Source organism: Pseudomonas orientalis (genome assembly GCF_002934065.1).
Classification (GTDB): Bacteria; Pseudomonadota; Gammaproteobacteria; order Pseudomonadales; family Pseudomonadaceae; genus Aquipseudomonas; species Aquipseudomonas orientalis_A.
The window spans coordinates 4,649,075-4,669,367 of record NZ_CP018049.1 but is presented as its reverse complement, the minus strand read 5'-3'; the positions used below and the strand labels follow the sequence as shown (position 1 = coordinate 4,669,367).

Below are 20,293 nucleotides of genomic sequence, written 5' to 3'. Positions count from 1 at the left end.
CCCCGATAGCGGTTTTGAGGTCACCACTGCGCCCGGTGCGACCCCAATTCCCCAGCCGGCAAATCCCATTGCAGCGGCGTACCGCTGATGGCCAGCGGCGCCAGCAGCCGATGTGCCTGGCCCCAGGCGGTCTGCTCCGCCACCAGACCTTGATCACCCGCTTCTTCGGCCCGCAACGCCGGTTGCTCCGGCACCTGCCCCGCATCCACCAGTAACTTCGCTGTACGCGCCAGCGACAAGCGCGCCGAACCACCCCGCCCGGACGTCAAGCGTTCGCTCAACGCCCGGATCGCGCTCGCCGCCATCAAATACCCGGTCGCGTGGTCCAGCGCCTGCACCGGCAGCGGCGACGGCTTATCCACCTGTTTCCAGGCCATGCCGGCCTCGGCAATCCCGCTGCTCATTTGCACCAGGCTGTCAAAGCCGCGCCGATTGCGCCATGGGCCGCTCCAACCATAGGCATTGAGGCTGATGTCGATCAGGCCTGGTGCGATGCGTTGCAACTCGTCGCCCGCGTAGCCCAGTTGCTCTAACGCATCGGCACGGTAACCGTGGAGCAGAATGTCGGCGTCCCTGAGCAAGGCTTCGAAAGCCTGCCGACCTGCGGCGCTTTTCAGATCCAGGCGCGCGCAGCGCTTGCCCAGGGTCATTTCCGGCACCACGCCGGGTTCGTCCCAGGTGGGCGAATCGATGCGCAATACGTCCGCCCCCAGACCCGCGAGGAAACGACTGGCGACGGGGCCGGCCAGGACGCGGGTCAAATCCAGCACCTTGAGACCGGCCAGCGGGCGGGCCGCGGTGCCTTGCCAGGGTTTGTCGCCGGTGGTGTCGAAGGCCTGCCGCTGTATCAGTGGCTCGGCATTCACCGCCAAGCCCTGGGGGTGGCCCTGCCAGGCTTGCCATGTGCGCATTTGCGCCGCGCAACCGCCCTCGTCGACCACCGCCTGTTCCAGTTCGGCGCCGTTCCACTTGGCGACATTACGCGCCATTTGCGCGCGTTCAGTCACCTTGCCCAGCACCCGTTCAGCGGCGGCGCGGTGATGGGGCGCGTTGGTGTGCAAGCGAATCCAGCCGTCGGCGCTGGCGTAGTCACCGGCTATCGGGTCCCACAGCGGCGGCACTTGCCAGCCCAGTGGACGAATCGATGAGGAAAACCACAACGAGGCGAGGCGACGGTCTACGCTGATGCTCGGCAAGCGTGCGGTCTGTTGACGGATAAGCTCGGCAACGGCCTGGCCGGCGGCGCCGACACTGGCGGCGGCCAGGTCAGTCACGGCGAAGGCCGAGGGCAGGGCGCCGGGCTCGTTCAGGGTCAGTGGAGTAGGCGGCAGATCGAGTGCGGCTTGGATGGGTGTCAGCAGGTCAGTCATCGAAGGCCCTCCATAAGAGAAGGGCCACTATAGAAGATCATCAGGCCGGTGTGGCAACCCCGGGCACCAATGGCAGTTCGATACTGGCTACAAAGCCGCCGCCGGGATGATTGGCGAGGATCAGGTGGCCGCCATGGCGCTCGGCGGCGCGACGTGCGATCGCCAGGCCCAGGCCGTGGCCTTGGGCGGTCTGGCCGGGTGCGCGGTAGAACGGCTCGCCCAGTTGACTCAGGTGCTCGGCTTCAACGCCGGGGCCGTGATCGCGCACGCTGATCAGGATCCGTTCACCGTGCCGCTGCGCATGCAACTCGATGGCTTGGCCGGCCGGGTTGAAGCGCTGGGCATTGCGCAGCAGGTTGTCCACGGCGCGTTCGATCATGGTCGGCCAGCCCTTGAGGCGCAGGTTGGGCTCGGCCGTCAGTTGCACCTCTTGCTCCGGCGCGCTGAGCTGGGCGTCCTTTTGCAGCGTGTTGAGCAGCGGGTTGAGGTCGATCTCTTCGGCGCTGGCATTGTCGGCGTCCACCCGGGCCAGTACCAGAATCTCACTGATCAGTGCTTCCAGGCGGTCGCATTCGCGGGTCAGGCGCGGCCAGAGTTTTTCCCGCTCTTCGGGGCTGGCGCGCTCGGCCAGGGCCAGGGCGATACGCAAGCGGGCCAGGGGCGAGCGCAGTTCGTGGGAGACGTCGCGCAACAGTTGGCGCTGGCTGCCGATCAGGCTTTGCAGGCGGGCGCCCATGCGGTTGAAGTCGGTGGCCAGGACGCCGAATTCATCGCGGCGGTTGGCCAGTTGCGCCAGGCTGTTCTGTTGATACGTGGCCTGGCCCAGGTCATGCACCGCGCCGCGCAGTCGGCTGAGCGGGCGGGTGATGGACAGCGTCACCAACAGGCTGAACAGCGTCAGCACCACCAGGGCAATGGCCAGGGCGCTGAACGGCCATAACAGGCTGCTGCGGTGCCAGGCGTCCAGCTCCGGATGAGGAATGCGATAGATCAGCAGGTAGGTGTCGCCGGTTTTTTCGCTGGTGTATTCGGCGGTCAGGCGCCGCCAGGGCAGGTGGCTGTCCTGGCTGTCATTCTGCCGGGCTTCAAGGGCGGCGGCGCGGCGCGGGAAGGTGCCGCGTACCACCGGCTCGCCGCCCTCGTTGAGCACTTGCACGTCAATGTGGTACTGGCGCTTGCGTTGCTGCAGCAACTCCTGGGCAGCCTCTTCGCCCTGGGCTTCGTAGAGTTGCGTCCACTCTTGCGCCAGATTGTTGAGGCCGGGATGGCGGCTGAGAATCCAGGCGTCCTGATTCAGCATATGCCCGAGCAGGATCGACAACCCCGCAACCAGGGCGATGGCCAACCAGAAACTCGCCAGGATGCGCCAGAACAATGACCGCACAGGAAACCCTCAAACAGGAAAAGCCCAGCGGCGGGGAGCCACTGGGCTGGGAGCATTAACGCTGGGGCATTATTGCGCTTTTTGCGGCTGTTGCGCTTTCCAGGCCTGGAATTCCTTCCATTCGGCACGACGCTGCTCTTGTTGCTTGACGATCTCGTCGAACTTCTTCTGCTGGTCGGGCTTGAGGATGGCGCGAATATCGGCCTGGGTTTTCTGCTTGCCGGCGGCGATCTCGTCCTGCATGGCTTTCTGGTCGGCGGCCGGCAGTTTGTCCAGGTACTTGCGGGTCAGGTCTTTGCGAGCGTGCCATTGGTCACCCATCAGCTTGCGGATCTGCTCGTGTTGTTCCGGGCTCAAATCCAGCTGGCGGAACGGGCCGCCTTTACCACGTGGGCCGTGTTCACCGTGACCCGGGCCACCCATCATGTGGCCTTCCGGACCGCCCATCGGGCCTGGGCCTGGGCCTTCCGGCATGGCGGCCATGGCGACGGTAGGCAGTGCAGCGGCGAACATCAAAGCGATAAGGGTCTTGCGCATGGTGATTCTCCTGTCTCTATTCCGGTGAGTCCGGATGTGAGTAGATTACCCAGGGCAAGGTCAGCCGCCGTCAGCGGAGCGTAAAGGTTTGGTAAGGGTGAGGCGGCGGCTCCGATCAAGGTGCGTAGTAGTAACCACGGCTACGCAGCGCCACGATCCGCGGCCGGCCGTCCGGGTGCGGGCCGATTTTCTTGCGCAGGTTACTCACGTGCATGTCCAGGCTGCGATCGTACAGGGTCAACTTGCGGCCCAGGGCGATCTGCGCCAGTTCCTGTTTATCCAGCGGTTCGCCGGGTTGGCGCAGCAAGGCTTCGAGCAGGCGGCTTTCGGAGACCGTCAGGGTAAATTCCTGTTCGTCGATGCTGACCACCCCGCGCACCGGGCTGAAGCACAGGTCGCCCAGCTCCAGTTGGGTCGACACGGCAGCCGGATGACTGCGGCGCAGTACGGCGCGCAGGCGCGCAGTGAGTTCGCGCGGGTCGCAAGGCTTGGCCAGGTAATCGTCGGCGCCCAGTTCCAGGCCGAGGATGCGGTCCAGGGGTTCGCCCCGGGCCGACAGCATCAGCACCGGCAACTCCGGGTGGTCATTGCGCAATTGCTTGAGCAATTCCAGGCCACTGCCATCGGGCAGCATCACGTCGAGCACCACCGCCGCCGGGGCGGCTTCGGCCAGGGCCTTGCGGGCGCTGGAGCCGTCGTGGCAGGCGCGCACCTGGAAACCTTCCTGGCTCAGCCAACTGACCAGCAGCTCGCAGAGCTCCTGGTCATCATCTATCAGTAACAGCTCGCTCATGACTCACTCAATTTAGCCATTGTCGACGACGACGGTGCCCACCGCTGGCGAAGATGCCACACAGCAGGGCGATCAGTGCGACGCCCGCACCGGTGACAAACCACTGCTGCTGCTCGGTCAACCATCGGGTCAAGGCGCCGTCCTGTGTCTCTTTGAGTTGCTGGGCCAGGCGTTGGTTCTCCTGGCGCAGACGACTCAGTTGCGCGCTTTCGCGGGTGGCTTGCGCGCTTTGCAGTTGCTTGCTCAGCTCTTCGCGCAGCCCTTCGCTTTCTTTCAAGCGTTGTTGCAATTCGGTGACCTGGCTGTGGGGACTCAAGGACAGCGGCGTGGCGCTGCCGCTGTTGGAGGTCTCTTCAGCCTGGGCCGTCGCCCCGAGGGTTAACACTGCCAACAGACACAACTGACGTAAGCGCATCGGAACTCCTGATTCCACACGAATATTCAGAACGTTGTCGGCAGGTTACCGGGAATAATGAGCCATCGGGTTGCGCCGAACCGTTCAGGGTCGGCGCAACCGGACTCAGGGCAGGACTTGCTTGAACGGCTTGATCACCACATCTGCGTAGACACCCGCCGCCACATACGGATCAGCCTTGGCCCACGCCTGGGCATCGGCCAGGGACGCGAACTCGGCAACGATCAGGCTGCCGGTGAAACCCGCGTCGCCCGGGTCGTTGCTGTCGACGGCCGGATGCGGGCCGGCCAGTACGATGCGGCCTTCGGTTTGCAACTGCTTAAGGCGTTCGACATGGGCGGGGCGCACGCTCAGGCGTTTTTCCAGCGAGTTGGCAACATCGGTGGCAATGATGGCGTAGAGCATGTCAATCCTCGGTTTTCGGCGTGGTGGCGGCAGTGTCATGCAGGTGGCGCGACAGGTAGATACCCTGGCCGACCAGGAACAGCAGGGTCATGGCCAGGCTGCCGAACACCTTGAAGTCGACCCAGTAGTCTTGAAAGGTAAACGCCACGAACAGGTTGGCGGCACCGCAGAAGATGAAGAACACGATCCAGGCCACGTTCAAGCGTACCCAGATCGGCTCCGGCAAGGTCAGCGCGTGGCCCATGATCCGCTTGATCAGCAGGCGATCACCAATGAAGTGGCTGCCGATGAAGACCAGGGCGAACAGCCAGTTAACCACCGGAGCTTTCCACTTGAGGAAGGTTTCGCTGTGGAAGGCCAGGGTAAGGCCGCCGAACACCAGGCAGGCGACGAGGGTCAGCCACTGGCTTTTTTCCAGCTTGCGCTGGGAGATGAAGATGGCGCCGTAAACCACGATGGAGCTGATGATCAGCACGGCGGTGGCACTGTAGATGCCGCCGAACGAGAGCTCGTGACCGGCGATGTCGATGACCCTGGGGTCGAGTTTGGTAACGATGAAAAACAGCAACAGCGGGATGAAGTCGATGAATTGTTTCACAGTAAGAGCCAGAAGCTGGATGTGGCGGCATAATAACAAACATCCTTGGTTGCGATAGCGCCAGCTGACTTGAGGTTACACACTCCCGTGAATGTTGATTTGCACTGCCACAGCACGGCCTCCGACGGCGCCCTGGCGCCTGCGGTACTGGTTGCGCGTGCGTTTGAAAAAGGCGTGCGAGTCCTGTCGCTGACCGACCACGACACCCTTGAAGGCCTCGACGAGGCCCGCACGGCGGCCCATGCACTGGGCATGCAACTGGTCAACGGCGTGGAATTGTCCTGCACCTGGGGCGGCGCCACCATTCATGTGCTCGGCTACGGTTTCGAGCAGAACGCCCCAGCGCTGGTGGCCGCCATCGCCCAATTGCACGATGGCCGCTGGCTGCGGTCCGAAGAAATAAGCCGCAAGCTCAGCCTCAAAGGCATGCCTGGCGCGCTTGACGGCGCCCGCGCCATCCAGCAGGAACTGGGCGACAGCGGTAACGCGCCGGCCCGTCCGCACTTTGCCGACTGGATGGTGCGTGAGGGGTTCGTCAAGGATCGCGCCGAGGCCTTCCGTAAATGGTTGGGCGCGGGCAAGTTGGGCGATGTGAAGCAACACTGGCCGACCCTGGAAGACACCGTCGGCACCCTGCGGGGCGCCGGGGCCTGGGTCAGCCTGGCGCATCCCTGGCATTACGATTTTACCCGCAGCAAGCGCCGCAAGCTGATCGGCGACTATATTGGAGCGGGTGGTCACGCGATCGAAGTGGTCAACGGGCATCAACCTGCCGAGCAGGTCGGTAGCCTGGCGATCCTGGCGCGCGAATTTGGTCTGCTGGTCAGTGCCGGCAGTGATTTTCATGGCCCAGGCGGCTGGTCCGAGATCGGCGAGTATCGCCAGGTCCCGGAAGATCTGCCGCTGTTGTGGGGGCGATTCAAGCATGACCCCATTATTGCCACCGTCTGAACAGGTAGAACACGTGAGTCAATTCTTCCAGATTCATCCGGAAAACCCCCAGGCGCGCCTGATCAAGCAGGCGGTCGAGATCATTCGCGCCGGCGGCGTGGTGATCTATCCAACTGATTCGTCCTACGCCATCGGCTGCCAGATCGGCGACAAGGGCGCGGTCGAGCGGGTCAGACGTCTGCGTGAGCTGGACAAGAATCATAACTTCGCGCTGATTTGCAGCGACTTGTCGCAGTTGGGGCTGTTCGCCAAGGTCGACACGGGCACCTTCCGCTTGCTCAAGGCGCACACGCCGGGGCCCTACACCTTTATTCTCAACGCCACCCGCGAAGTGCCGCGCCTGCTGCTGCACCCGAAGAAGCGCACCATCGGCCTGCGCGTGCCGGAACACCCGATCGCCCTGGCGCTGTTGGCCGAGTTGGGCGAGCCGCTGATGAGCGTGTCGTTGATCATGCCGGGCGATACCGAACCGCTGGAAGATCCGTATGAAATGCGCCAGTTGCTGGAGAAGCAGGTGGATCTGATCATCGACGGCGGCTTCGGGGGCGGCAAGGCGTCTACCGTGATCAACCTGGCCGACGGCGAGCCTGAAGTGATCCGTGTGGGCTGCGGCGACCCTACGCCGTTTATGGTCGAGGCCTGAATGTCGGTCGTGGAAACCGTCGATCCCCAGGCGGGCGCCCAGCAGGAACTGCCATTTGCCATGGTCTATGGCCAGGCGGTCATGGAAATGCCGCTGGATTTGTACATCCCGCCCGACGCCCTGGAGGTCTTTCTCGAGGCCTTCGAAGGCCCGCTGGACTTGCTGCTGTACCTGATTCGCAAACAGAACATCAACATCCTCGATATTCCCGTGGCGGAAATCACCCGCCAGTACATGGGCTATGTCGAATTGATGCAGTCGGTGCGCCTGGAACTGGCCGCCGAATACCTGGTGATGGCCGCCATGCTCGCCGAGATCAAGTCGCGCATGCTGCTGCCGCGCTCGGAAGCGGTCGAAGCCGAAGAAGATGACCCGCGCGCCGAACTGATTCGTCGCTTGCAGGAATACGAGCGCTTCAAGGCAGCGGCCGAAGGTATCGACGGTTTGAGTCGGGTCGGCCGCGATGTGGTGGTGCCCAAGCTGGACGCGCCCGAGGCACGCGCGCGCAAGTTGTTGCCTGACGTCAGCCTGGAAGAATTGCTGATGTCCATGGCCGAGGTGCTGCGCCGTGGCGACATGTTTGAAAGCCACCAGGTCAGCCGCGAAGCCCTGTCCACCCGCGAGCGCATGAGCGATGTGCTGGAGCGCCTCAAGGGCGGCGGGTTTGTGCCGTTTGTCGAGCTGTTCACCGCAGAAGAAGGGCGCCTGGGCGTGGTGGTGACTTTCATGGCGATCCTGGAGCTGGTCAAGGAATCCTTGGTCGAGCTGGTCCAGAATGAGCCGTTTGCGGCTATCCATGTGCGGGCGCGAGCCGAATAACGAGCTGAATCGATGAATCTGACTGAACCCCGCGAACTGGCGCCCTTGCTGGAAGCTTTCCTCCTGGCCTCGGGCAAGCCGCAATCCCTGGAGCGCCTGTTCGAACTTTTTGAAGAGGCCGAACGCCCCGAACCGCCTGTGTTCAAGAAGGCGCTGGAGATCCTGCGCAAGTCCTGCGACGGCCGTGCCTTTGAGTTGCGTGAAGTGGCGTCGGGGTATCGCCTGCAGATCCGCGAGAAATTTTCCCCGTGGGTGGGACGCTTGTGGGAGGAACGCCCGCAGCGTTATTCACGGGCGATGCTGGAGACCATGGCGTTGATCGCCTATCGCCAGCCGATCACCCGGGGCGAGATCGAAGATGTGCGGGGCGTGGCGGTCAACAGCCATATCGTCAAGACCTTGCTGGAGCGCGAGTGGATCCGCATCGTCGGCTACCGTGACGTGCCCGGCAAACCGGCGATGTTCGCCACCACCAAAGTGTTCCTCGATCACTTCAACCTGAAAAACCTCGACGACCTGCCGCCGTTGGCCGAGCTGCGCGAGATGGAAGCCGAGCCGGTGCTGGATTTCGACGACGCGCCCGTCCCGGCTGGCCTTCAGGAGCTGGCCGACGCCAGCGCCGAGCCGGAAGAACCGAAGGACGAGACCAGTTTCCATACGCTGTTGCTGGAACTGGACGACATGGAGCAGGGGATCAAGACCGACTTTGATGATTTGCTGCGTGATGGCGTCGCTGAGCCGCAAACCGAGGTGAACGTTGAGCCCGAGCTCGGCGTCGAAGAAGATATCCTCGGTGTCGCCGATGCCCGCGAAAAACTGCTGGCCGCCGTGGCGGCCCTTGAGCAGCCGCCGCTGAGCGATGAGGAAGACGAAGCCCGGGCCCTGGCCGAGGCCATCGAAAACGAACGCCGCCAACTCGAAGACTGACAAGATCCAATGTGGGAGGGGGCTTGCCCCCGATTGCAGTGTGTCAGTCAGTACAACCATCACTGATACACCGCAATCGGGGGCAAGCCCCCTCCCACATTTTGATCGCCGTTGTCCGAGAGCAACTATGACTTCGACCAAAGACCCCTGCATCAGCATCTGCAAGTTCAGCGACGACATCTGCGTCGGCTGTGGCCGCAGCAAGCGTGAAATCCGCGCCTGGAAGAAACTCGACAAAGTCGACAAGCGCACCGTGCTGGCCGAAGCCGAACTGCGCTTGCTGGCGTTGGGCGCCACCGGTCGGCGGAAAAGCAAATGACTTGGGTGTTATCGACTACTCTCTGATGCGCAACACGCGCCATGCGCGTATGATTCGCGACCCTTTGCCGACCTATTCGGCCAAAGCCCCGCTTTCAACACTCTTCAGGCCACGCCTGAATCGACCCACCGGGAGGTGCTTAAGATGAACGACAAAGACCAGAACGACAGCCAGGAAATCGGCCCAGCAGGCGAAAAACTGCAAAAGGTGCTGGCGCGTATCGGCGTGGGCTCGCGCCGCGACGTCGAAGCCTGGATCACCCAGAAGCGCATCAAGGTCAACGGCGTCGAGGCCACCCTCGGCCAGCGCGTCGACCTGCATGATGCAATCACCATCGATGGCAAGGTCATCAAGCGCGAAGAAGCCGCCGAATCGGTACGCCGCGTGATCATGTACAACAAGCCCGACGGCGAGATCTGTACCCGTGACGACCCGGAAGGCCGTCCGACCGTGTTCGACAAGATGCCCAAGCCCAAGGAAGGCCGCTGGATCAACATCGGTCGCCTGGACATCAACACCACCGGTTTGCTGATGTTCACCACCGACGGTGAGTTGGCCAACCGCCTGATGCACCCCTCCTACGAGATGGACCGCGAATACGCCGTGCGTGTACGTGGCGAAGTCGATGACGAGATGATTGAGCGCTTGAAAGCCGGTGTGGTCCTTGAAGACGGCCCGGCCAAGTTCACCGACATCAAGCAGGCGCCGGGTGGCGAAGGGTTCAACCACTGGTACCACTGCGTGGTGATGGAAGGCCGCAACCGTGAAGTCCGTCGCCTGTGGGAATCCCAGGGCCTGGTGGTCAGCCGCCTGAAGCGCGTGCGTTTCGGCCCGGTGTTCCTCAACTCCGACCTGCCGATGGGTCGCTGGCGCGAAATGAGCCAGTACGAAGTCGACATCCTCAGCGCCGAAGTCGGCCTGACGCCGGTCGCGATGCCGCAGATGAACGCCAAGAGCAAAGACAAGCTTGAGCGTATGCAGCGTAAATCGTCGCGCCCTGTGCCGCGTACCGAGCGCGTTGCCCGCACCCTGCGCCCGGCGTTGAATGCTCCGGCAACCGGCGGGCGTATTTCCCGCGAGCCGCAGATTGAAGGTGAGCGCCGCCCCACCGCGCCATCGCGCCAGGAAGGCGAGCGTGCTCCACGCGCCCCGCGTCCAGCCCCGTCGGGTGGTCGCAGCAACCGTGGTGAAGCCGACCGTCCGGCCGACAACGCCAGCACCAAGCGTCCGGCCAAGCCAGCGGCGAACAAGCGCCCTGGCCCGAAGCTGGTCGCCGACGAGCCGTCGGGCAAGCGCCGTGGCGCGCCGGCGGGTTCCGGTCAGCGTCCGGGTTTTGGTCGCAAGAAGCCGCAGTGATGCCGTAGCCGCTGCATAAAAAGCCAACCCTGGGGTTGGCTTTTTTTTTCTCTAAATTTGAAATGCAATCAACGGTGGGAGGGGCTTGCCCCCGATGACCATAGGTATCTACACAATTTTGGTGCTACACCGCACCTGTGGCGAGGGAGCTAACGCGTATCTACCTGACGCTCCGAGGTCCAAATGTGGGAGGGGGCTTGCCCCCGATGGCGGCCTCTGGGCCGACCAGGATGTTGGATCAGATCGAGTACATATCCGTTTCTGCGGTAACGGCAACTTAGGGTTCCGCCCTGACGGCGGGTCACTTTGGAAAAGCCCCAAAGTAACCAAAGGGCTCTTGCCCCACCACTCGGCACCTCGCTTGGGCTCGGTGTGCCCGAACGCAGGCTTGAATCCGTGGGCCGCCGCAATGGGCCATCCATGGCCCAGTGCGGCTAACCCGGCGTCCTGCCGGGTTACCCACGGATTCAAGCCTGCGTTCGGCCAGCGTGGTTTAACGGGGCGCCTGAGATCAAGATCAAAGGCCAGATCAAGATCACGAGCGACTCGCTTCGCATCGTGGTTACGGATACCTATGCCCCGATAGCAGAGTGTCAGTCGGTCAATTCTTGGCTGATACACCGCTATCGGGGGCAAGCCCCCTCCCACAGTTGGATCTCCGGTGTTTTCGAGTGCTTTGCTCAGAAGGCAAACGTCCCATCAAACACCGGCTTGTCATCCAGCGCCAACACCCCGCTGGCAAAGATCAGGTCCAGGTGGTGACTGCCTTTCTGCCCGCCGCCCAAGCCTAGATGCAACCCGCAATGGCGTTCTTCAAAGCCCGCATTGCGCGCGTATAAATCCTTCACGCCTTCATTGGTGCCGATGCCCAGTTCTTCTACGCGGCGGTTGGACGGGTTGGCGTTGAGGTACTTGTTGAAGTCATCCACCAACCCCGGCACGTCGCTGGCCACGCTGCAGATGGTGGAGTTCTCGATCCACAGTTCCAGGGGTGACTCCAGCACGCCGTATTTACGTGCAAAGGGGATGGTGCTGAGGAAGGTCCCGACAAACCGCACTTGCCCGTTGATGGCTTCACTGTGGGTGGCGATCTCGCCAGGGGCCAGGTCGTGGTTGCCGACGCCGTTGATATTGGTCCACTTCTTGATGCTGCTCATGGGGGCTTCAAGGCGTGAGCCGTGCTTGTCGGTGAAGCTCAGCACGGTGGCCTCGGACATGCGCCGGATCAAGGTGGCGTTGAGGTCGGCTATGCGCTGCGGTTCGACGCTGAAGGTGTCGTAGAAGTAGTCGCCATAATCCTTGAACAACAGAGATTTCTTCCAATGTTCGGCCATCACGCCCTGCAATGCGCGGATAAAATCCGGTCCTTCGGCGCGGGGGTTGGGCAGGGTCGAGGAATCGTAGAGGAACAGGTACAGGTCGCAGGCTTCGATGGCCTGGGCCAGGGATTCACTGGCGCTCAGGTCCAGGCGCTGCACCTGGAAATTGAAACGGGCGGCGCTGCCGTGGGTGATTGCCTGGGCGATGGCGTCGTAGCGTTCGGTATGGCCCAGCAGTACGGTAGGGCGGCTCAGGCCCTGGAGGGCCGGGTGATGAGCGAGGTAGTAAAGAAAGTGTTCGACGGCGCGGGCCTTGTCCATGACGGGAGTCCTTCGGTGCCTTGGGTAAGGGGGCAGGTGCCGTGCACGGCACCTGCCGGATGCCTGCCGGGTGTTAGAACGGCCACATCGCGGTGCCAAATGGCACAACGGCATCGGCTTGCATCATTTCAACGGCGGCCTCATGGGTCGGCGCTTCAAACCAATCGTCGAGTTGCAGTTCGGTTTCCAGGTCTTTTTCCAGTGCTTGCATGGTGTATCTCCTAGAGGACGTTGTTTGAGAACGGCTTGCCAGCGGGCTTCGCAGGCAAGTGCAGAGAACCTAGGAGAGAGTGTTTCAAAATGCAAAATATTTATTGACACGGTCTCATTTGGATTTTTTCTTCGGTTTTTTTGGCGTTATTTTTTATCGAGGAAAAACAGGTGATTGGCTGAACCGATTGTGCAGTCAGGCTTGACTGACAATTTTCCGTAAACCTCCGTTTGAGCCTGACCGTAACGCCAGGTTTCCGGCTTGTAACGTTAGATTTACGCTGTCGGCCCGATAACTCTCGTAGGAAAGCCCCTGTAAGGAATGCCTGACAGATTGTCGGGTGCGCGCTCATGGTGCGTGCCGAACCTGTCGAGCGGTGTACAATGCGCCGCGTTTTACTGTGACCCCCTTGCGTATCCACGCAAAGGCCAAGACCTCAGGGGTTCAATCGCCCTGATCACTCCGCCCGGTCACGAGCCAGGCGGGTTCGATTTCGTCACAGATAAAAACAAACAGGTGACGCATGACCGCTAGAAAGACGCTGTACTCCTGGTGCCTGCGCTGGGGTTTGAGCGGCGCTGCTTGAGACGGTATTCAAGGCAGCAACCTGCATTCAACCTCTTCAAACCTTGCGTGAGACCCTTTTCATGAGTGGACCCCATTCCTCTTCAGGCGAGCTGAAACGCGGCCTGAAAAATCGGCATATCCAGTTGATCGCCCTCGGTGGCGCCATCGGCACCGGCTTATTCCTTGGCTCGGCCGGGGTACTCAAGTCCGCCGGCCCGTCGATGATCCTGGGCTATGCCATTTGCGGTTTTATTGCCTTCATGATCATGCGCCAGCTCGGCGAAATGATCGTCGAAGAACCGGTCGCCGGCTCCTTCAGCCATTTTGCCCACAAGTACTGGGGCGGCTTCGCCGGTTTCCTGTCGGGCTGGAACTGCTGGATCCTGTACATCCTGGTGGGCATGTCGGAGCTGACGGCCGTTGGTAAATACGTGCACTTCTGGTGGCCGCAGATTCCGACCTGGGCCTCGGCAGCGGCCTTCTTCGTACTGATCAACCTGATCAACCTGGCCAATGTCAAAGTCTTTGGAGAAGCCGAGTTCTGGTTTGCGATCATCAAGGTGGTGGCGATTGTCGGCATGATCGCCCTGGGCAGCTACCTGTTGGTCAGCGGCAGCGGCGGGCCACAGGCTTCGGTGACCAACCTGTGGGAGCACGGCGGCTTCTTCCCCCACGGCGTGGGCGGGTTGGTGATGGCCATGGCGATCATCATGTTCTCTTTTGGCGGTCTGGAAATGCTCGGCTTTACCGCTGCCGAAGCGGACCAGCCACGCACCGTGATCCCCAAGGCGATCAATCAGGTGATCTACCGCATCCTGATTTTCTACATCGGCGCGTTGGTGGTGCTGTTGTCGTTGACCCCGTGGGACAGCCTGCTGGTCACCCTTAACGCCTCCGGCGATCCCTACAGTGGCAGCCCTTTCGTACAGGTGTTCTCGATGCTGGGCAGTAAAACCGCCGCGCATATCCTCAACTTCGTGGTGTTGACCGCAGCACTGTCGGTGTACAACAGCGGCACCTATTGCAACAGCCGTATGTTGCTGGGCATGGCCGAACAGGGCGATGCGCCGAAGGCCCTGGCGAAGATCGACAAGCGCGGTGTACCGGTGCGTTCGATCCTGGCGTCGGCAGCAGTGACCCTGGTGGCGGTGCTGATGAACTACTTCATCCCGCAGCATGCGCTGGAACTGCTGATGTCGTTGGTGGTGGCCACGTTGGTGATCAACTGGGCGATGATCAGTTATTCCCACTTCAAGTTCCGCCAGCACATGGACCGTACCGGCCAGGTGCCGTTGTTCAAGGCGTTGTGGTATCCGTATGGGAACTGCATCTGCCTGGCATTCGTGGTGTTTATCCTGGTGATCATGCTGATGATTCCGGGGATTCAAGTGTCGGTGTATGCGATTCCGGTATGGGTGGCGTTCATGGCGGTGTGCTACTGGATCAAGAACAAGCGCAAGGCGCGGCATTGCTTGACGACGGCGGCCTTAACGGCAAAGTAAAAGCCGCATCCAGTGCCAAGTTGTGGGAGCGGGCTTACTCCCACAATTGGAACGCGTTCGACTTAAAGGCGCGTATCCTTGAACGCCCACTCTGCCAAGGCCCCCGTTCTCCATGCTGGTGATTTCCAACAACGTCCACTTGCCCGATGCTGAAATAGAGCTGACCGCCATTCGCGCCCAGGGCGCTGGTGGGCAGAACGTCAACAAGGTGTCGAGTGCGGTGCACCTGCGTTTTGATATTCCGGCGTCGTCGCTGCCGGAGTTTTACAAGGAGCGGCTGTTGGCATTACGCGACAGCCGTATCACCAGTGATGGCGTGCTGGTGCTCAAGGCCCAGCAATACCGCACCCAGGAACAGAATCGCGCCGATGCGCTCGAGCGCCTGGTGGAGTTGATCCTCAGTGCCACCAAGGTGGAGAAAAAACGCCGCCCGACCAAGCCGACCCTGGGCTCGAAAAAACGTCGTCTCGAATCCAAGACCAAGCGCGGCAGCATCAAGGCTGGGCGCGGCAAGGTCGACTTCTAGTCCTGGCGCGCTTCGCGGGCCTTGGGCGCCTGGCGATACAGGTACACACTCAGCAGCAAACCACCCAGAGCGGCGAGGGCGGCGAACAGGAAGATCGACCCAAAACCGAAGCCTGCCGCCACGGCCCCGGCCAAGGGCCCGGTGATACCCAGGGACATATCAATAAACAGCGAATAGGCCCCCACCGCCGAACCGCGGCTGGAGGCGGGCACCAGGTTGACCGCTTCCACCCCCAGCGCCGGAAAGACCAGGGAAAAGCCAAACCCGCTCAACGCCGCGCCCGCCAGGGCCAGGTTGGCGTCCGGCGCCAGCCACAGCAACAGCAGTCCGAGGATCTCCACTGACAGGCAGGCAATTGCCACGCGAAATCCGCCGATACGGTTGATCAGGTTGCCGAACAGCAGGCGTGCGCCGATAAAACTGGCGCCAAACAAGCTCAATGCCCACACCGCGTTATCCCAGTGCTGGGTGGTGTAATACAGCGTGATAAAGGTCGCGATGGTGCCAAAGCCGATGGAACCCAACGCCAGCGCGCAGCCATGGGGCAATACCCGGCCCAGTACATTCATGAACGGCAGGCGCACGCCGCTGACGATTGGCGCGGCGACTTTGTTCCAGGCCAGCAACAGGCCGACTGCGGCCAGCAGGACAATGCTGACGCCCATGCTCCACAGTCCGAACTGTCTGACCAGTAATACGCCCAGCGGCGCACCGACCGCCAGCGCGCCATAGCTGGCGATGCCGTTCCAGGAGATGACCTTGGCAGTGTTCGCCGCACCGACCCGGCCGATGCCCCAACCGATGGCGCCCGAGCCCACCAGGCTTTCAGCGCTGCCCAATACCAGGCGGCCGATCAGCAGGCTGCCCAGGCTCAAGGCTGGCAGGCTTGAACTCCAGGCGGCGAGCAGCATGAACACACCGCTCAAGCCACACCCGGCCAAACCGATCAGCACCGCGCGCTTGCTGCCCAGGTTATCGATGATTTTGCCCGCATACGGACGACTCAGCAGGGTGGCCAGGTATTGCACGCTGATCACCAGGCCGGCAACCACCGCGCCATAGCCCAGCTCACTGTGGACATAGCCTGGCAATACGGCCAGGGGGATGCCGATATTCAGGTAGCCGATAAAAGTGAACAGCACGATGGAAACAACTTGCAGCGTGACCGCCATGGGGCGCTGGGTATCTGGCATGGGGAGAGGTCCACTGTCGCAGCAGGTAAAGATAGGCTGCTAATGATACCGGTGGTTTGGCTCGCGCAGGGCGCTAAAGCGCAAAAACCTCAGCGCAGGAACGCTTCAGGCGTGCTCAGGGGCCAGCAATTGGGTGGTGACCAGGGCGGCCAGGGCGTTTTCCTGGGTGCCGAAGCGCTTGAGCAACACGGCTTGTTTGTCCGCGCTGAGGCGGTTCCAGACCTCGACCATCTGCAGGGCAGCGTCGAGTACGGCGGTATCCGGGGTATCGGTCATTTTTACAGGGGTCTCGAATGATTCAGGCAGTGTGGAAAGCGCTCAAAGCTGCGCTTTCCACACGGTCTGGTACGGCGTCAGTCCTGGCTTTTGCTGTCGACTGGTTTTGCTTCTTTGGCTTCGGGCCGTGTGTCGCTGGCCTGTTGCGGTGCTGGCTGCTCTGTAGGCTGCAGGCTTGGGAAGGGGAGATTAGGTATCTCGTGCATCGTCGTCGCTCCTCGCAAGGTCTGTTTCAATCGCAGGTGATTGCGCGCTCTCAAAAAGCCTTGGCAGGATACAGCACTATAAATGACAAATAGACTTTTATATCGACCGTGACTAGAACGGCACTTTGCCCAGGATCATGTCGCGATACATCACAAAATCACCGAGCAGGCTGTAAAACGGGTGCTGGAAGGTGGCCGGACGGTTCTTCTCGAAGAAGAAATGGCCGATCCAGGCGAAGCTGTAGCCGGCGATCGGCACGGCCAGCAACAGGCCCGGCGAGCCTCGGCCGATGGCGTAGGCCAGGATGCCGATCACCAGCGTAGTGCCGATAAAATGCAGGCGCCGGCAGGTGCTGTTGCCGTGCTCCGCCAGGTAGTACGGGTAAAACTCGGCGAAGCTGTTGAATCGCTTGACGTTTTCCACGGTGACACGCCCTCTGATTGTTGTGCGGCCCAACAGATGTTCGGCGGGGAGCTTATTTGAGTCTAGAGTGATCAGTGATGACAGCCAGTGACAATAGATGCCACTTTAGTATCCTTGGCCTCCTGGCTACCGTTTAAGCCTGCCAGCACAAGAAGACGCCATGAGCGAACGAACAACGTCTGCAAGCTGGGCGATGGGGATAGTCAAGGCCCTGGAAATGGACGGCCTGGATTGCCGGGCCCTGTTCAAACAACTGGGATTGGACTATGCCGATCTCAGTAACCCCGACGCGCGTTTTGCGCAGGATGCCATGACCCGTTTATGGCAGCGCGCAGTGGAGTTATCGGGCAACCCGGCCATTGGCCTGAACATGGGCAAAGTGGCGCGTCCGGCCTCGTTTCATGTCGCCGGTTATGCCTTGATGTCCAGCAACACCCTGGCCGACGGCTTCAGGCGCCTGGTACGTTACCAGCGCATCATCGCCGAAAGCGCCGACTTGAGTTTCCGCCTGCTACCCGAGGGCTACGCGCTGATCCTGACCGTGCACGGCGATCACCTGCCGCCCACCCGACAAAGCGCCGAGGCCTCGCTGGCCAGTGCGTTGGCGCTGTGCGGCTGGCTCACAGGACGAACCCTGCAACCGCACAAGGTGATGCTGCAGGGCGATCAACCGGTCGATCTGGCGCCCTACAAAGAGGTGTTCCATGCGCCGCTGGAATTCAATGCGCCGTATGACGCGCTGATTTTCGAGCAGGCCGACATGGATGCGCCATTGCCCACGGCCAACGAGGCCATGGCGCAGTTGCACGATCGTTTTGCCGGTGAATACCTGGCGCGCTTTTCCGAAAGCCGTGTGACCCACAAGGCACGGCAGGTATTGTGCCGCCTGCTGCCCCAGGGCGAACCCAAGCGCGAAGTGGTGGCGCAGACGTTGCATCTGTCCCAGCGTACCTTGCAGCGGCGTTTGCAGGAGGAGGGCACCAGCTTCCAGGCCCTGCTTGACGACACCCGTCGTGAGCTGGCCGAGCAATACCTGGCGCAGCCGAGCATGACCTTGCTGGAAATCGCCTACCTGTTGGGGTTCGCCGACCCCAGCAACTTCTTTCGCGCGTTTCGCCGCTGGTTCGACGCCACGCCCGGCGAATACCGGGCGCGGTTGCAGCATACGTCGACCGTCAGTGACGCCAGAACGCCGGAATACAGAGCACAAACACCGTAATGATTTCCAGCCGTCCCAACAGCATGCCCAGCGACAGAATCCACTTGGCCGCATCCGGCAGGCTGGCGAAGTTGCCGGCCGGGCCGATGGTTTCACCCAGGCCCGGGCCGACGCCGGATACGGTACTGGCCGCGCCGGTCAGCGCGGTCATCCAGTCCAGGCCCAGCAGTGACAGGGCCAGCGCGATGGCGCAAATGGTGATGGCGAAGAAAAACGAAAAGGTCAGGATCGACCGCACGATTTCCTCGTCGAGACGGTGACCGTTGTACTTCTGTTTGATCACCGCGCGCGGGTGAATCAACTGGTTCAGGTTGGCCTTGAGCAGGATGTAGGCGACCTGGAAGCGGAAGATCTTGATCCCGCCGGCGGTAGAGCCCGAACAGCCGCCGATAAAGCCCAGGTAGAAGAACAGCATCAGTGAAAAGTTGCCCCAGAGGCTGTAGTCCCCCAGCGCAAAACCGGTGGTGGTCACCACCGAGGTGACGTTCAGCGCCACGTGGCGCAGGGCATCCAGCCAGTGCAGGTTGGTGGTCCACCAATACCAGGTGCCGAGCACCAGCCAGGTCACCACCAGCAGACCGAGCAAGCCCTGCACCTGCTGGTCCCTGAGCAGCGCGCGACGGTTGCCGCGCAAGGTCGCCACGTACAGGGTGAACGGCAGGCTGCCCAGGATCATCACCACCACCGCCACCCAGTGCACCGCCGGTTGCTTCCAGTGCGCCAGGGATTCATCGGAGGTGGAAAACCCGCCGGTGGAAATCGCCGACATGGCGTGGTTGATCGCATCGAACAGCCCCATCCCGGCCCACCAGAACGCCAGGCTGCCAAGGATGGTGATGCCCACATACGCCGCCACGATCAGCCGCGCGACCATATGGGAGCGCGGCATGACCTTTTCCGAACGGTCCGACGACTCGGTCTGGAACAGGCGCATGCCACCGATGCGCAGCAGCGGCAGGATCGCCACCGCCATGCCGATAAACCCGATACCGCCGAGCCAGTGCAACAGCGAGCGCCACATCAGGATGCCCGGCGACATGTTGTCCAGCCCGCTCAACACCGTGGACCCGGTGGCCGTGATACCGGACATGCTTTCAAAAAACGAGTCGGTGTAGCTGATGTGCTGAGTCAGCAGGAACGGCAGCGCGGCGAAGACGCACACTACCACCCAGCTGGTGACGGTCAGCAGGTACATGTCCCGGGGGCGCAGGTGCACATGTTCCGGGCGCCCGGGAATGACCAGGGCGAGGCCGGCGATAAAGGTGATCATGCTGGCCCACAGGAACGAGGGCAGGTCGCTGGTGCGTTCGAAGATCACCAGGGTGGCCATGGGCACGACCATGGCGATCGCAAGTGTGATCAGGAAGATGCCGATGATGAAACCGATGATGCGCAGGGTCGGCAACGCCATGAAATTCGCTCGGGTGGTTTGGGCAGAGGCGCCATTCTACCTGCGGTGGAGGTCTTGTAAACCAAGGGCTGGGGCAACCTGTGGGAGGGGGCTTGCCCTGATACCGATCAGTTAGCGCAGAGCCCCTGTGGGAGGGGGCTTGCTCCCGATGGCGGCCTCAGGACCGACCAGGATGTTGGATCGATCCCGGTCCAAATGTGGGAGGGGGCTTGCTCCCGATGGCGGCCTCAGAGCCGACCAGGATGTTGGATCGATCCCGGTCCAAATGTGGGAGGGGGCTTGCCCCCGATGGCGGCCTCGGGGCCGACCAGGATGTTGGATCGATCGCGGTCCAATGTGGGAGGGGGCTTGCTCCCGATGGCGGCCTCTGGGCCGACCAGGATGTTGGATCAGATCGCGTACATATCCGTTTCTGCGGTCATGGCCACTTAGGGTTCCGCCCTGACGGCGGGTCACTTTGGAAAAGCCCCAAAGTAACCAAAGGGCTCTTGCCCCACCACTCGGCACCTCGCTTAGGCTCGGTGTGCCCGAACGCAGGCTTGAATCCGTGGGCCGCCGCCACGCGCCATCCATGGCGCGGGGCGGCTAACCCGGCGTCCTG

General features: G+C 61.9%; 22 protein-coding genes. 9 read left to right on the top strand and 13 right to left on the bottom strand.

What is annotated here, in order from left to right:
* Positions 1–20: 20 nt before the first annotated feature.
* The 7 genes from BOP93_RS21050 to BOP93_RS21020 all read right to left on the bottom strand — a co-directional run bounded on the left by BOP93_RS21050 (position 21) and on the right by BOP93_RS21020 (position 5,502).
* Positions 21–1,370, bottom strand: coding sequence for a CoA transferase (locus BOP93_RS21050; RefSeq protein ID WP_104504524.1), 1,350 nt, complete (start codon positions 1,368–1,370; stop codon positions 21–23).
* 40 nt (positions 1,371–1,410) lie between these two features.
* Positions 1,411–2,754, bottom strand: coding sequence for a sensor histidine kinase (locus BOP93_RS21045; RefSeq protein ID WP_104504523.1), 1,344 nt, complete (start codon positions 2,752–2,754; stop codon positions 1,411–1,413).
* Positions 2,755–2,823: 69 nt separating this feature from the next.
* A complete protein-coding gene (locus BOP93_RS21040; protein WP_104504522.1) occupies positions 2,824–3,291 on the bottom strand; it encodes an LTXXQ domain protein in 468 nt (155 codons plus the stop codon).
* A gap of 115 nt (positions 3,292–3,406) precedes the next feature.
* Positions 3,407–4,084: a response regulator transcription factor gene (locus tag BOP93_RS21035; protein WP_065887631.1), complete on the bottom strand. Its 678-nt coding sequence runs from the start codon at positions 4,082–4,084 to the stop codon at positions 3,407–3,409.
* A gap of 7 nt (positions 4,085–4,091) precedes the next feature.
* Positions 4,092–4,499 (bottom strand): translation initiation factor 2, encoded by a 408-nt coding sequence (locus BOP93_RS21030; RefSeq protein WP_065895059.1) that lies wholly within the window; start codon positions 4,497–4,499, stop codon positions 4,092–4,094.
* Positions 4,500–4,604: 105 nt separating this feature from the next.
* Positions 4,605–4,904, bottom strand: coding sequence for a YciI family protein (locus BOP93_RS21025; RefSeq protein WP_065887633.1), 300 nt, complete (start codon positions 4,902–4,904; stop codon positions 4,605–4,607).
* Between the two features lies 1 nt (position 4,905).
* Positions 4,906–5,502, bottom strand: coding sequence for a septation protein A (locus BOP93_RS21020; protein ID WP_065896412.1), 597 nt, complete (start codon positions 5,500–5,502; stop codon positions 4,906–4,908).
* Between the two features lie 87 nt (positions 5,503–5,589).
* On the opposite strand from BOP93_RS21020, the gene BOP93_RS21015 reads away from it, so the two are divergent.
* From BOP93_RS21015 to rluB, 6 genes are all read left to right on the top strand, one after another.
* Positions 5,590–6,453, top strand: coding sequence for a PHP domain-containing protein (locus tag BOP93_RS21015; protein WP_104504521.1), 864 nt, complete (start codon positions 5,590–5,592; stop codon positions 6,451–6,453).
* 13 nt (positions 6,454–6,466) lie between these two features.
* On the top strand, positions 6,467–7,096 hold the full coding sequence (locus BOP93_RS21010) for an L-threonylcarbamoyladenylate synthase (RefSeq protein WP_065887636.1): 630 nt from the start codon (positions 6,467–6,469) through the stop codon (positions 7,094–7,096).
* 120 nt (positions 7,097–7,216) lie between these two features.
* Complete coding sequence (locus BOP93_RS21005; protein WP_170827597.1) at positions 7,217–7,915, top strand: segregation and condensation protein A; 699 nt, start codon at positions 7,217–7,219, stop codon at positions 7,913–7,915.
* Between the two features lie 12 nt (positions 7,916–7,927).
* Positions 7,928–8,842, top strand: a complete 915-nt coding sequence (scpB, locus tag BOP93_RS21000) for an SMC-Scp complex subunit ScpB (protein WP_104504520.1) — start codon at positions 7,928–7,930, stop codon at positions 8,840–8,842.
* Positions 8,843–8,969: 127 nt separating this feature from the next.
* Positions 8,970–9,161, top strand: coding sequence for a DUF1289 domain-containing protein (locus BOP93_RS20995; RefSeq protein WP_065887639.1), 192 nt, complete (start codon positions 8,970–8,972; stop codon positions 9,159–9,161).
* 144 nt (positions 9,162–9,305) lie between these two features.
* Entirely contained in the window at positions 9,306–10,517 is a 1,212-nt protein-coding gene (gene rluB / locus BOP93_RS20990; RefSeq protein ID WP_065887640.1) for a 23S rRNA pseudouridine(2605) synthase RluB, read from the top strand.
* A 680-nt stretch (positions 10,518–11,197) separates the two neighbouring features.
* Here rluB and BOP93_RS20980 read toward each other — a convergent pair.
* Complete coding sequence (locus BOP93_RS20980) at positions 11,198–12,157, bottom strand: leucyl aminopeptidase (protein WP_065887641.1); 960 nt, start codon at positions 12,155–12,157, stop codon at positions 11,198–11,200.
* Between the two features lie 73 nt (positions 12,158–12,230).
* Positions 12,231–12,368, bottom strand: coding sequence for a hypothetical protein (locus BOP93_RS27655; protein WP_003237751.1), 138 nt, complete (start codon positions 12,366–12,368; stop codon positions 12,231–12,233).
* 647 nt (positions 12,369–13,015) lie between these two features.
* On the opposite strand from BOP93_RS27655, the gene BOP93_RS20970 reads away from it, so the two are divergent.
* Positions 13,016–14,437: an amino acid permease gene (locus tag BOP93_RS20970; RefSeq protein ID WP_104504519.1), complete on the top strand. Its 1,422-nt coding sequence runs from the start codon at positions 13,016–13,018 to the stop codon at positions 14,435–14,437.
* A gap of 112 nt (positions 14,438–14,549) precedes the next feature.
* On the top strand, positions 14,550–14,963 hold the full coding sequence (gene arfB / locus BOP93_RS20965) for an alternative ribosome rescue aminoacyl-tRNA hydrolase ArfB (RefSeq protein WP_017847165.1): 414 nt from the start codon (positions 14,550–14,552) through the stop codon (positions 14,961–14,963).
* Here arfB and BOP93_RS20960 read toward each other — a convergent pair.
* The 3 genes from BOP93_RS20960 to BOP93_RS20955 form a co-directional block, all read right to left on the bottom strand.
* On the bottom strand, positions 14,960–16,156 hold the full coding sequence (locus BOP93_RS20960) for an MFS transporter (protein ID WP_104504518.1): 1,197 nt from the start codon (positions 16,154–16,156) through the stop codon (positions 14,960–14,962). The genes arfB and BOP93_RS20960 overlap by 4 nt on opposite strands.
* 105 nt (positions 16,157–16,261) lie before the next feature.
* Complete coding sequence (locus BOP93_RS27650) at positions 16,262–16,432, bottom strand: hypothetical protein (protein WP_163002878.1); 171 nt, start codon at positions 16,430–16,432, stop codon at positions 16,262–16,264.
* A gap of 318 nt (positions 16,433–16,750) precedes the next feature.
* Positions 16,751–17,062: a DUF962 domain-containing protein gene (locus BOP93_RS20955; protein ID WP_104504517.1), complete on the bottom strand. Its 312-nt coding sequence runs from the start codon at positions 17,060–17,062 to the stop codon at positions 16,751–16,753.
* Positions 17,063–17,222: 160 nt separating this feature from the next.
* Between BOP93_RS20955 and BOP93_RS20950 the strand changes: the two genes are divergently transcribed.
* A complete protein-coding gene (locus BOP93_RS20950; RefSeq protein WP_065896417.1) occupies positions 17,223–18,281 on the top strand; it encodes an AraC family transcriptional regulator in 1,059 nt (352 codons plus the stop codon).
* Here BOP93_RS20950 and BOP93_RS20945 read toward each other — a convergent pair.
* Positions 18,238–19,692, bottom strand: coding sequence for a TrkH family potassium uptake protein (locus tag BOP93_RS20945; protein ID WP_065887653.1), 1,455 nt, complete (start codon positions 19,690–19,692; stop codon positions 18,238–18,240). The genes BOP93_RS20950 and BOP93_RS20945 overlap by 44 nt on opposite strands.
* Between the last annotated feature and the right edge of the window lie 601 nt (positions 19,693–20,293).